This is a genomic window from Clostridium sp. C2-6-12 (assembly GCF_009928485.1).
In the GTDB taxonomy this organism is placed as follows: domain Bacteria; phylum Bacillota; class Clostridia; order Clostridiales; family Clostridiaceae; genus Clostridium.
Map to the genome: position 1 here is coordinate 1 of NZ_JAABNP010000022.1, position 13,155 is coordinate 13,155.

Genomic DNA, 13,155 nt, shown 5'->3' on the forward strand with positions numbered 1-13,155 from the left:
CTATTGACTCAGAAACTAGATTTGTTTTAGCATTTCATCTAACTAAATCTAGAAGCTCTGACTCAGCTTATACATTAATTAATAAAGCAAAAACTTGTGGCGAACCAACTTATTTTATAACTGATAGACTTCCTTCATATAATGAAGCTGTCGCGACGGTATTGCCAAATACCAAACACGTACCTGTAGAACCTATGTCTAGTGATACCACTAACAATCTAATAGAATCATTTAATAAAACATTTAAAGCTTGGTATAAAGCTAAAAAAGGTTTTAATTCATTTGAGAAAGCTAATAATTTAATATATTTATTTATCTTTCACTATAATTTTATCAGACCACATGGTTCATTAAACAATTATACTCCTGCCGAAGTCGCTGGCTTCACTAGCGATAGCTTAAATAAAAATTCTTGGTTCACAGCTGCATAAATTAAATTTAATACCTTTAATTAACCTGCAAAAAATATTTTCCTTGCAGGCTTGTTTGCCATGCAATAAAATATCCAAACTTATATAATTTTCAAAGAACGAGTAATTCTATGAATAATCAAGCTATTTTTTCATAACAGCTTAACAGATTCATAATTCCATTCTTTTAAGTTAATAGTAGAATTTTTTAAAAGAGCTATTACCTTGCGCAATAGCTCTTTTACTAGTTTTTTAGAACAAATTGTTTTTATTTTATATAAATTGTTAATTGGGTTTAAAATTAAAATATTTTCTTATATAACTTCAAGAATAATTACCTGATATCCTTGTAAAGTTATTTTATTTTCTTCCTGTTTTATTTCATTACAATTATTAATTAATATTTTTGTATGTAGTTTTGGCAATTCAATTAATTGATCTTCCTTTTGAAAGTTTGCTAGCACCATTAGTTTTTTAGATTCACCATTTCTGCAAAAAGCAAATAAATTATGGTACTCTTCTAATATTGGCTCAAATTCTCCATATACCAATGCTTGTTTATATTCTTCTGATTTCCTTAGATTTATTAGCTTCCTGTAAAAATTAAACACTGAAGCTTCATCTTTAATTTGACTTTCTGCATTAATTTCTTTATGATTATCATTAACTTTAAGCCAAGGCTTTCCTGTTGTAAAACCTCCATTTTGATCCTTACTCCATTGGAATGGTGTTCTTGCATTATCCCTGCTATAAATATTTGCAATTCTTAATGCTTCTTCTTTACTAAAACCTTTTTTAATTGCAACGTTGTATTGATCTATTGTTGCAATATCATCAAATTCATCTATAGAGTTAAACTGACAATTTGTCATTCCCAGTTCTTGCCCTTGGTAAATGAAAGGGATTCCTCTAAGCATAAGAGATATGGCTCCAAGCATTTTTTTACTTTTATCATTTAACTCTTCCTTTGGAATATACCTGCTTACACCTCTTGGTTCATCATGATTTTCAATAATATTTGCTTTAAAACCTATATTCATTGTTTTTACCTGACTATTAAAAATAACATTTCTCAATTGATTTGGTGTAAAAGGTTTATTTCCATACCATCCAGTTTTATTTTGACCCAATAACTCCATTTCAAAATCAAACATAGAAGAAAAATACCCATCTTTACCTATGAATTTCTCAAGATCTTCTTCTTTATTATCAAATACTTCCCCAACTGTAAAAGCATCATACTTTTCAAAGGTTTTTTCTTTTAATTCTTTTAGCATCTCTCCAACGCCTTTTGCTGTCTCTAACATTTTTTTTGCACTACAAAGTCCATCTTCCATATCTGCTGGAAAATCTTCAAATCTCAAATCTTTTTTAATATTAATAATTGCATCTATTCTAAATCCAGCTAATCCTTTTTCAAGCCACCAGTTAATCATTTTATAAATTTCATCTTTTACTCTTGGATTTTCCCAATTCAAATCTGGCTGCTCCTTAGCAAATAAATGAAGATAATATTTATTTGTATTAGGTATTCTTTCCCATGCACTTCCTCCAAAATAAGAACGCCAGTTGCAAGGTGGCTTATCTCCTTTACCTTCACGAATATAAAAATACTCTCCATATTCTCCATCTGGATCTTCTAAGGCCTTTTGAAACCATTCATGTTTATCTGAACAATGATTCACTACTAAATCCATTAATATATACATATTTCTTTCTTTAGCTTGTTTTAATAACTCATCCATATCCTCCATAGTTCCAAACCTTGGATCAATATTATAATAATCAGAAATATCATATCCTTGATCTACCATTGGAGAACAATAAATAGGTGAAAGCCATATTATATCTACTCCCAATCCTTTCAGATAATCAAGTTTACCAATAATACCTTTTAGATCTCCAATTCCATCTCCATTAGAATCACAAAAACTCTTTGGATATATCTGGTATGCAACCTTATCATGCCACCATTTTTCCATAATACTAGCCTCCTCATAATTTTTATTTGATTGTTAAATGCTAATTTATTTTTCAACTTAATTATTTTAATAATCTCAAACTTAGTCTTTTAGTTTAAAGTTATTAACCTGTTTAATCAAAATACTTGAATTATCTGCAAGCACTTGAGCAGTATTAGCTAAATTTTCAGCTGATATGGTAACTTCCTGTGTTGAAGCAGAAATTTCCTCTGAAGAAGCTGAATTTTTTTCAGCAATACCAGCTGTAGATTTTATTGATTTAACAATTTTGTCTTTACTTTTATTAATTTCTTCAACTGTAAAGCTTATTTGTTCAATTTTAGGTAATATAAAATTAATTGAATTAATAATCTTTTTAAAATTATCAACTGAATTCCCTATTATGTTTATTTGGCCTTTTAAATCCTTATTTACTCCATCTGTTGAATTCACTACATTATTTGTCTCAATTGAAATATCCTTAATTAATGCACTTATCTCATTTGCTGATTTTCTTGACCCCTCTGCCAATTTTCTTATTTCTTCAGCAACAACGGCAAAACCTCTTCCTGCTTCTCCTGACCTAGCAGCTTCTATTGAAGCATTTAAAGACAATAAATTAGTTTCCTCTGCAATTCCATTTATTACATCCGTTATTTTGTTAATCTCAGAAACTTTAAATTCTAATTCTTTAATTTTTAAGCTGGCATTATCAAAAGAACTACTAATAAGATTTACTGTTTCAATAAGTTCTGCTAGTTCCATATTACTGCTTTGTGCCATATTATTCACAGCTTTAGTATTTTCATCTACTTCCCTAATTGATAAAAAAATTCTTTCTATTTCATTATCTAATTTAGAAAATATTTCTCTGATTAAAATTAATTCACTTGATTGAGCAGAAGCCCCTTCTGCAATTTCATGCACAGCACCAGAGATTTCCTGCATTGTACAATCCATTTCTTTTGATACCCCTGCTAGCACCTGAGCTTTCTTTAAAGTTAATTCTCCACCATCTTTAATAGCTTTTAAAATAACAGCTATTGAATTTATAGTTGCTGACAGTTCAATCTTCATTGCTCCTATTTCTGACTTTTCATTTGTCTCAATATTAACGGTGAAATCACCAACTGCCAAACTCTTCAAAATCTTATTAAATGAATAAATTGATTTTCTTAATAATTTTATAACCACTGCTGCAATAATAAATATTACTATGATTGAAATAACAAAAACTAGTATAAATGAAATAATGCTATTACTATAAGATTTGTTTATCTCATTAAACAACTTTTCTGCATCAGCTTTATTTTGAGTAACACTTAAAAAAATTCCATTTGAGAATTTGTACTGATTTGTTTCAAAATTATCTTTATACATATCTTTTGTCTTATTATCAAGAGACAAACCATTTTGAATTTTAACTATTGCATTACAGCTATCTTTCAAATCAGAAAAAAGTTCTTCTATTTGATCTTTTTCAATTGTTAAAGCTAAAGACTTATATTTAGCTAAATCTACTGAAATTCCATCAACTTCTTTATTAATAACACTTCTATAGGCTTCTTTAGGATATTCCAATTGATTAGGAATATTATTTCTCAAAACATTTAAATGAACATTAACTGAGCTTAAAAGCATTTGTCTTTCCAGGCACCGTGTGTACATAAGACCTACATTCTTATGAGTATCTTTAATTGTTAAAAAGGATAATATTCCAATAATAAAAATAGCCAAAAGTGAAATAATACATATACTAGTAAAACTTCTAATTATGGATACATTTTTTAGTGATAGGTTTATAAATTTATTCTTGAAGTTCTTTTTATTACTGGTAGTAATTATTTTCTTTTTTACTTGTTTATTCATATTAATTTATACATTCTTGCTTCATATGGCTTAAGTTCAATATTATTTATTGATTCATCTTCATTTATCTCATAGTTAGAAATCAAAAGTTCCTTAGTTTTAAACTCTATTTTATCTTCAAGAACAAACTTTGAATTACTGCTTGTAAAATTACATATTACTAATAGTTTTTCCTTATCTAAACTTCTAGTATAAGCAAATATTTCATTATGATTTTCTAGAATAAGTTCATATTTTCCATAAACAACTATTGGATTTGCTTTTCTGATTTTAATTAAATTCTTATAATAATTGAATATGGATTTTTCATCATTTATTTGTACTTTAGCATTTATCTCTTTATAATTTGGATTCACTTTTATCCATGGTTCTCCAGTAGTGAATCCTGCATTTTCACTATCATCCCATTGAATTGGAGTACGAGCATTATCTCTTCCTTTTGTATATATAGATTCCATTATGTCATCATGCTTATAGCCTTGTTCTATTCTTTCTTTATACATATTTAAGGATTCTATATCTTTATAATCACTTAAATCATCAAATTTTATATTAGTCATACCAAGTTCTTCTCCTTGATATATGTATGGCGTCCCCTTCATTCCATGTAATAGGGTTGCTAACATTTTTGCACTTTCAACTCTATATTCTTTATCATTCCCCCATCTTGAAACTATTCTTGGCACATCATGATTATTCCAAAATAGGCTGTTCCAGCCTGTCCCATCCAATTCTATTTGCCATTTTGATAGGGTCCTCTTTAAATCTGATAATTCCAAAGGTTTTAAATCCCATTTATCCTTTCCAGGCTGCTGGTCTAATAAAATATGCTCAAATTGGAATACCATGCTAAGTTCACTTCCATCTGGATTTGAATACTTTTTAGCTATATCAGGAGTACACCCCCAAGTTTCTCCGACAGTTAATAAACTTTTATCTCCAAAAGTTTTCTTATTCATTTCTTTAATATAATCATGAAGCTTTGGACCATTTTCTTTTATCTTTTTATCAGGAACTTTTCCTATAAGGTCAATAACATCCATCCTGAATCCACCAATACCTTTATCAATCCAGAAATTCATCATATCATATACTTTATTGCGAACTTCTTCATTTTCCCAATTTAAGTCTGGCTGCTTTTTACTAAATAAATGTAAATAATATTGGCCTGCTTCTTCATCATATTGCCATGCACTGCCGCTAAAGCATGATTTTAAATCATTAGGTTCTTTTCCATCGACAGAGTCTCTCCATATATAATAATCCCTATATGGATTGTCCTTAGATTTTCTAGCTTCAATAAACCACTTATGTTCATCAGAAGTATGGTTGACAACTAAATCCATAAGAATTTTTATGTTTCTCTTGTTGCCTTCTTTAATAAGCTCCTCCATATCCTCCATTGTTCCAAACTCATCCATTATATCTTCATAATCACTTATATCATAACCATTGTCATCATTTGGTGATTTATATACTGGAGATAGCCAAATTACATCAATACCTAAATCCTGTAAATAATCCAACTTCTCTATAATTCCTTTTAAATCTCCAATTCCATCTCCATTATAATCTTTAAAGCTCCTTGGATATATTTGATAAACTACACTTTCTTTCCACCAATCTTTTTTCATAACTTAATCTCCTTATTTGATAATTTATAATTTAAATATTATTTAATTGCACCGTCTACTATACCTTTAATAATTTGCTTTTGAGCAAATAAGAATAGAATAATAATTGGTATCATTGCTAAAAATGCTGCTGAAAGAATCAAATCCCATTGCTTTACATATGAACCAACAAAAGCACTTACTGCTACCGGAAGTGTTTTAATCTTGCCATTTAATCCAAGCATTAAGGATGGTAATAAGTAGTCGTTCCAAAACCATATACCATTTAAAATCAAAACTGTCATTTGTACTGGTTTTAAGAGAGGAAAAATTATTCTGAAAAAGGTACCTTCTGGACTACATCCATCAATCCATGCTGCTTCTTCTAATTCACGTGGAATACCTTTTATAAATCCATGAAGGATAAATACTGACATGCTTCCTCCAAATCCTAAATATGCAAATATAACACCTTGATAGCTTTGAAGCATTTGAATTCCAAAAAAATCAGATATATTCCTAAAAGTTGAAAGCAATGGAAGCATTACTACTTGGAAAGGAATAACCATAGCAGCTACAAGGAGCATAAAAATAAAACCAGACCATTTAGTTTTATTTCTGCATAGTACCCATGCTGTCATTGAAGAAAATACAGACACAACAGCTAAAGAAACTGCTGTGATTAATAAAGAACTAAAAAATGATTTCCAATAATTAAAGCTGTTATTATGAATAACATTATTAAAATTTGTAAGCATTTGTCCCCATTTATTTGGGATAGAAAGAGGACTTATTACAATATCAGCACTAGTCTTAGCTGAATTCAATATTACTAAAATGAAAGGTGAAAGAATTATTAGTGAAAGGACAATACCAATAATTTCTCCAGGTAAATTATATTTTTTTGCTAACTTCATTATACTTCTACCTCCTTCTTTTTACTTATATACACTTGTGTTAATGAAACTATTGCTAATATGATAAAGAATACAACTGCTTTTGTTTGACCTAAAGCATATTGATTTTTACCAATTGCTGTATTATAAATATTCAAAGCTAAGAATTCTGTTGATTGAACTATATCACCATTTAACATTCTACTAGGCGCCCCATTAGTTATTGCTAAATTTAAATCAAATTGTTTAAAAGAATTAACTAAGGTTAAAAATATGCAAACCGTAAATGTATTAGCTATCATAGGAATCTTAATTTTAAATAAAGTAATCAAACTGTTTGCACCATCTACACTTGATGCTTCAATAATGTCTTGAGGAACATTTTGCAATCCTGTCACATAGATCATCATTATATATCCTGCATATTGCCAAGTGCTGACTAATAAAATTGCCATTAGGGCCAAATTTGGATTTGTAAGCATAGATGAACTTCCACTTACAATAACAGTAAAAACTTTATTAAAGATGAACTGCCATACATAACCCAAGACAATTCCACCAATTAAATTTGGTATAAAGAAAGCTGCACGATAAAAATTCTTTCCTTTTACTTTAGACGTACAAAACAGTGCTAATCCAAATGCCACTGAATTTACTAAAATCATATTAATAACTGTAAAAATAAAGGTAACAACAAAGGAATATAAATAATCTTCAGATTTAAACATACTTATGTAGTTTCCTAAACCAACAAACTCTGTAAATTTAATTCCATTCCAATTAGTAAAGGAGTAAAAAACGCCACATATAAACGGAATTAATACTGTAATTAAAAATGCAAATAACAATGGAAATAGAAATAAGACATTAATTATCGTTCTGTGCTTTCTTGTCGGAAAGCTATATGCACCAAAAATTGTTAATAAAGCACCTATTATTAGTATATTTCCACGCATTGTATTTTTACTGCCTATAATATCAAGATATAATGCGAAAATCATAGCTACTAAGCCTGCTAATATTAACGCGCTAGAAACAAACTTTTTTATATTGGCATTCATGTTTTTTCCTCCTGAACTTGAATAACTGTTATAGGTATTATCATAATTATTCGTATCTACATTCATGCTTTTCCCCTCCCCAAACTCCTTGCTTATAATCAACTTTTTCTGTATAAATATAGGCTGCACTTTTAAAGCAGCCTATATAATTAAAAACTGAAACAAAAACTATTTTGAAACATAATCAGAAACTGCTTTTTTCATTGCCTTTGCAAAACCATCTTTATCTAATTGACCTTTTGCGTATAATTCAAATACAGCTCCTGTAGCATTCATAGCAATACCATCTTTCATATGAGTCCAGTCCCATGCATAGGTTTGATTATTTTTTATATAATTGCTTTCACTTTTTGCTAAAGGTAAATCTGGTTGAACTGTACTTGATTTATATGGTGAAACCATACCACAATTTTTAATTAAACATGTTTGTCCTTCTTCTGTAGAAAAGGCCTTAAGAAATTCTTTACAAGCATCAACTTTTTTACTATCCTTATAAATTCCCCAGTAAGCTGGAGCATCTGCTAAAATACCTGGTGTATCTTTTGTAGAGAATGCAGCTGGTGCAATACCGCAATCAAATTTAACATCATATGTTGCTAATGAAGGATCAATCCAGTTTCCTTGAGTTATAAAAGCTGTTTTACCCTTTGCCCATAATGCTAATTGATCATCATAAGTACCAGAAATTAAAACATTTTTATCTGCATAATCAAATAATAGTTTTACATAATCAGCAAATTCTCCAAATCGCCCATCATCTAGTTGTCCTTTGTTTAACATATCAATGTATTTTTTATCTTTTCTATCTAAACCTTGTGATAAGTAAGCCCCCATAATATGATTTCCAGTTGACCAATACATTTGGCCTGATTCTGCTGCCACTGATGCAACCGCTTGAATACCAAGCTGATCTTTCATGCTGTCAATTTTTTTAAATGCATCTTTATAAGCATTTATATTGGTTAAAGTCTTTGGATCTATACCTGCTTTCTTTAAAATATCTGCATTATAAACTAGACCAATTCCTTCAACTGCAAATGGAAATCCATATACTTTATTATCATCACCTTTAAAAGCAAATTCTGTATCCTTAACCCATGGCTGATCACTTAAATCTGTTAAATAATCTTTAAAGGAAATGTAAGAATCTGAACCAAATGCATAAATATCTGGCATATTTCCTGCTGCCAAATAATTTTTTAATTGTCCATTTACATCTATCCCTCCGCCAAGAGATTCAATTTCTACTTTTTGACCCGTTTTTTCTTCATATTTTTTTGCAAATTCTTTTAATGGTTTATCAATTTCAATTTTTGTATTTACAAATCGAATTGGTTCTCCACTGCCTGATGCTGCTGTAGATTTTGAACTATTTTCACTAGAAGCACTTCCACATCCTGTTAATGATCCAATTACCATAGTGCCTGCTAATAATGCTGATAACACTTTTTTTCTCATACTTCTTCACCTCAAATATCTTATTAATCAAATATGAATATATAAAATTATTTTATGTTACAATTATACTCAGTTTTAGTTTAGCGCTAAACTATATACATAGAGTAGCATCATTTCTTTTTTATGTCAATCGTTTTCATAAATATTTTTATACTAACATATCAACTTTTTATAATCTTCTGCCTTCAAGTTTTATTTAAGTACATTTAAACGTAGAAATAATACTATCTTTGAAATATCTGTTTCTCTTCTTTTATTTACTAGTCTCTATCTGTACAACCTTAGCAATGCTTTTTCCTTTTACCTATTAAACCAGAATTCAAATAAAGATTCACTTTATTTCACGAGTTGATACCTATATAATAATTGCAATCACATTTAATATATATTAATATATATTTATAATCACACAACCAGTATATCGATAAACCAGGAGGTAAAGATGGTCACTTTAAAAGATATAGCAGCAGAAGCTGGTGTTAGCACTATGACAGTGTCGAATGTCATAAACGGTAATCATTCAAAAGTTTCTCAAAAAAATATAGAAAAGATAAATGAAATAATTCAAAAATATAATTATGTTCCAAATCTCACTGCAAGAAGTTTAACAGCTAAATCCTCAAAAATAATAGGCGTAATAGTTCCTATCAAAAGTTCATTTAATAATATTTTTAAGGATCCATATATTAGTGAGTTATTTGGAGTTATACAAAATACCATTCGTGAAAGTGGATATTATCTAATGATACGCTCTGTTAAAGATGTTTCAGATATTTCTGCATTACTTAAGAATTGGAATATGGATGGGGCTATTTTTCTAATGCCTGATTATGATAATCTTATTTATTCCATCTTAAAAGAGAATAAACTACCTATGGTATTCCTAGATAGTTATTCAAAAATTGATAATATATTAAGCGTTGGAATAAATGACTATAAAGGTGGATATATAGCTACCAGACATCTCCTTAATAATGGACATAGAAAAATCCTTTTTGCTGGTCCATATCATAAAGATAGCGATCCTATTTTTCAAATTCTTCAAAGACTTGAAGGATATAAAACAGCATTAGCTGAATTTGATATTCCTTTTGACGAAAAACTTATCTTAAATGTGGAACCTAACTATGAGGAAGGTATTGCTTTAGGAAGAGCTATATGCAATAAAGAATATGATGTTACTGCTGTTTTCACAACAGCAGATATTATGGCAATTGGTATTATAGAAGGCACAAAGCTTAATGGAAAGATTGTCCCTAATGATTTATCTGTCATTGGATTTGATAATCTATTGCCTTCAATTTATGTTACACCTAAGCTGACTACAATTTCTCAAGATATAGAAGCTAAAGCAACGGCTGCTGTAAATCTTCTTATTGAGTATATAGAAAATGGCTCTGTAGCCAATAACAAAATTACTTTTGATGTTGAAATTGTTGAACGTCAATCTGTAGGACAAATATCTTAAAACGAACAACAAAAAGGTTAATGTTTAGAGAAAACCTCTAATTATTAACCTCTTACTTTATTATTTTTCTTATCTTTAGCAGCTAACTTAAACTAACCCCTATTTTTGCTCATCTAAAACTCTATAAATAGCCTTTGCAACTCCTAGATTCCCATTAGTATCTGTTATGTATTTTGCTACCTCTTTTATTTCTGGAATAGCATTTCCCATTGCAACAGTTTCTGTAAATTCTGTAAACATAGAATAATCATTGAAACTATCTCCAAGAACCATTACTTCCTCTCTCTTAAAGCCCATTTTTTCAGCTACTTTAGCAAGTATAATTCCCTTTTGAGCTGTTATATGTGTAATTTCTATATTGTCCCTAAACGAAGAAGAAACAGCAATTCCTTCTATTTCGCCAATGATTTTTTTCATCTTATTTATAAGCTCTATATCATTATGGAAGGCTACAAATTTTCTTATTTCCATATCACTGTTTAAGAATTCATCTAAATTCAAAATATATTTAAGGCTAACAAAGTATGGCATTCCCTTAGCCACTTCAATAGCTTCCTCTTCTGTAAATTCTGGATTAAAAGACTTAGTCCTATATACCATTTCCTTTAAAGCTTCTTCCTTTGTATCAGTAGTATAAATTCCTTTGTTTGTAAATATTCTTGCCGATACTTTTTCTCTTTGAAGGATTTGTATAATTTTAGTTGCAATTTTTTGATCTATATTAATTTCTTCTAGTATATTTCCATCCTCATCTCTGTATTCTGCACCATTCATAAGGACACATTGACATCTTATATTATTTTCCTTTAAAAGTGGTTCCACCGTATCATATTCTCTTCCTGTAGAAATTGCAAATACAATACCTGCTTCTTCAGCTTTTTTTATAGCTTCTACAGTTTCTTTATCTATACTATGTTTCTCATTTAATAGAGTACCATCCATATCCGATGCTATAAGTTTTATCACTCCAACCATCTCCTTAGTTTTTGATTTATTTTTTCACTATCTTTTATTATAGCAAAGTTTAATCAATTATAAAAATTTTTCACTTCTTTATTATAGGTGAAAAGTTCCGAATTGTGGCATAGCCACTCTTGTCAGAAGTGCATAGCCACTCCTTTTATTGGTTGGTAAATTCTCTTAAAACTTCTCCGATATATCTTATACCTTCAACAATTCTATCATTTGGCATGTTAGAAAAATTAATTCTAAATGTATTTTCATGTCCTCCATTAGGAAAAAATGAACCACCTGGAACAAAAGCAACCTTCCTTTCAAGACATTTTTCAAGTACATCTCTTGCATTTATGTCTTTTGGTAACTCAACCCACATAAATAATCCACCTTCAGGTCTTGTAAATCTAACTTCCTCTGGAAATTCCTTTTCCATTGTTTCTATTGCTAAATTACGCCTTTCCCTATAAACCTCACGGATTTTTTCTATATGTTTATCTATATCATAGATTTGAAGATATTTTGCTATATCTCTTTGAGCAATCGTATTACATTGAAGATCTGTGCACTGCTTAACTAATACATACTTTTGAATTAGTTCTTTATCTCCTACTATCCATCCAATTCTATAACCCGGACAAAATATTTTAGAGAAAGTTCCTAAGCACAATACATGTCCACTCTTATCAAAAGATTTTATTGATGGTAAAGTTTCTCCTTCAAATCTAAGCTCACCATAAGGATTGTCTTCTATAACAATTACATTATATTTACTAGCTAATTCTGCTAATGCTTTTCTTCTTTCAATACTCCAGGTTCTTCCCGTTGGATTTTGGAATTCTGGAATAGCATAAATTACTTTAACATTTTTTGTGTTTTGTAATATATTTTCTAGTTCATTTGAAATCATACCATTATCATCTGTAGGAACTTCAATAAAGTCACATTCATAAGCCTTAAATGCACTGATTGCAGCTAAATATGTTGGACTTTCACATAAAACAACATCACCTTTATTTAAAAATACCTTTCCTGATAAATCAAGAGCTTGCTGTGAGCCATGTGTAATTAATACATTATCATATTCAAAACTTGTACCTAGTCTTTTATTCATTCTATCAGCACACCATTTTCTTAAATAATCATTACCTTCTGTTGTGGCATATTGAAGAGCACCCCTTCCATCTTCTTCAAGAACAATTCTGTTAATCTCCTTTATTTCTTCAACTGGAAATAACTCTGGCGCTGGAAGTCCTCCTGCAAAAGAAATTATTTCAGGTCTTTGAGTAACCTTTAATATCTCCCTGATTTCTGATGCTTTTAAATTGGCCATTCTTTCTGCATAATTAAATTTCATATTCTTTCTCTCCTTTATAATTTATTAATAAATTTATGATTAATCGTAAATTTCAATTTTTCTATGTAAATTATAGAAATCCAAAGGCTTTACCCCTTAACTATTAAT

General features: G+C 29.4%; 10 protein-coding genes. 2 read left to right on the forward strand and 8 right to left on the reverse strand.

The annotated features are described in order from the left end of the window. Window positions 1–431 (forward strand): DDE-type integrase/transposase/recombinase (locus tag GXK56_RS17300; protein WP_160689680.1); only part of this gene is annotated, 431 nt, incomplete at its 5' end. A gap of 293 nt (window positions 432–724) precedes the next feature. Here the strand turns inward: GXK56_RS17300 and GXK56_RS17305 are convergent. The 6 genes from GXK56_RS17305 to GXK56_RS17330 all read right to left on the reverse strand — a co-directional run bounded on the left by GXK56_RS17305 (window position 725) and on the right by GXK56_RS17330 (window position 9,268). Continuing rightward, window positions 725–2,392 carry an alpha-glucosidase gene (locus GXK56_RS17305; RefSeq protein WP_160689682.1) on the reverse strand — a complete coding sequence of 556 codons (1,668 nt, stop codon included), beginning with the start codon at window positions 2,390–2,392 and terminating at the stop codon, window positions 725–727. A gap of 81 nt (window positions 2,393–2,473) precedes the next feature. Next, the gene (locus GXK56_RS17310) at window positions 2,474–4,108 is read right to left on the reverse strand and encodes a methyl-accepting chemotaxis protein (protein WP_243156163.1); all 1,635 of its coding nucleotides are present in this window, start codon (window positions 4,106–4,108) and stop codon (window positions 2,474–2,476) included. A gap of 128 nt (window positions 4,109–4,236) precedes the next feature. After that, window positions 4,237–5,874: an alpha-glucosidase gene (locus GXK56_RS17315; protein ID WP_160689686.1), complete on the reverse strand. Its 1,638-nt coding sequence runs from the start codon at window positions 5,872–5,874 to the stop codon at window positions 4,237–4,239. A gap of 38 nt (window positions 5,875–5,912) precedes the next feature. Further along, window positions 5,913–6,770 carry a carbohydrate ABC transporter permease gene (locus GXK56_RS17320; protein WP_160689688.1) on the reverse strand — a complete coding sequence of 286 codons (858 nt, stop codon included), beginning with the start codon at window positions 6,768–6,770 and terminating at the stop codon, window positions 5,913–5,915. Next, window positions 6,770–7,876, reverse strand: coding sequence for a sugar ABC transporter permease (locus GXK56_RS17325; protein WP_347707965.1), 1,107 nt, complete (start codon window positions 7,874–7,876; stop codon window positions 6,770–6,772). The genes GXK56_RS17320 and GXK56_RS17325 overlap by 1 nt, the downstream gene beginning before the upstream one ends. A 102-nt stretch (window positions 7,877–7,978) precedes the next feature. Beyond that, complete coding sequence (locus GXK56_RS17330; protein ID WP_160689690.1) at window positions 7,979–9,268, reverse strand: extracellular solute-binding protein; 1,290 nt, start codon at window positions 9,266–9,268, stop codon at window positions 7,979–7,981. Window positions 9,269–9,710: 442 nt separating this feature from the next. On the opposite strand from GXK56_RS17330, the gene GXK56_RS17335 reads away from it, so the two are divergent. After that, the gene (locus GXK56_RS17335) at window positions 9,711–10,736 is read left to right on the forward strand and encodes a LacI family DNA-binding transcriptional regulator (RefSeq protein WP_160689692.1); all 1,026 of its coding nucleotides are present in this window, start codon (window positions 9,711–9,713) and stop codon (window positions 10,734–10,736) included. 99 nt (window positions 10,737–10,835) lie between these two features. Here the strand turns inward: GXK56_RS17335 and GXK56_RS17340 are convergent, their stop codons facing one another. Both GXK56_RS17340 and GXK56_RS17345 read right to left on the reverse strand, forming a co-directional pair. Further along, window positions 10,836–11,702 (reverse strand): Cof-type HAD-IIB family hydrolase, encoded by an 867-nt coding sequence (locus GXK56_RS17340; protein WP_160689694.1) that lies wholly within the window; start codon window positions 11,700–11,702, stop codon window positions 10,836–10,838. Window positions 11,703–11,856: 154 nt separating this feature from the next. Continuing rightward, complete coding sequence (locus GXK56_RS17345) at window positions 11,857–13,047, reverse strand: PLP-dependent aminotransferase family protein (RefSeq protein ID WP_160689696.1); 1,191 nt, start codon at window positions 13,045–13,047, stop codon at window positions 11,857–11,859. Between the last annotated feature and the right edge of the window lie 108 nt (window positions 13,048–13,155).

What these genes read in the sequence shown, in the direction of transcription:
- GXK56_RS17305 (WP_160689682.1), bottom strand. Translation starts at nt 2,392, where the DNA reads ATGGAAAAATGGTGGCATGATAAGGTTGCATACCAGATATATCCAAAG.
- GXK56_RS17315 (WP_160689686.1), bottom strand. Translation starts at nt 5,874, where the DNA reads ATGAAAAAAGATTGGTGGAAAGAAAGTGTAGTTTATCAAATATATCCA.
- GXK56_RS17320 (WP_160689688.1), bottom strand. Translation starts at nt 6,770, where the DNA reads ATGAAGTTAGCAAAAAAATATAATTTACCTGGAGAAATTATTGGTATT.
- GXK56_RS17325 (WP_347707965.1), bottom strand. Translation starts at nt 7,876, where the DNA reads ATGAATGTAGATACGAATAATTATGATAATACCTATAACAGTTATTCA.
- GXK56_RS17330 (WP_160689690.1), bottom strand. Translation starts at nt 9,268, where the DNA reads ATGAGAAAAAAAGTGTTATCAGCATTATTAGCAGGCACTATGGTAATT.
- GXK56_RS17335 (WP_160689692.1), top strand. Translation starts at nt 9,711, where the DNA reads ATGGTCACTTTAAAAGATATAGCAGCAGAAGCTGGTGTTAGCACTATG.
- GXK56_RS17345 (WP_160689696.1), bottom strand. Translation starts at nt 13,047, where the DNA reads ATGAAATTTAATTATGCAGAAAGAATGGCCAATTTAAAAGCATCAGAA.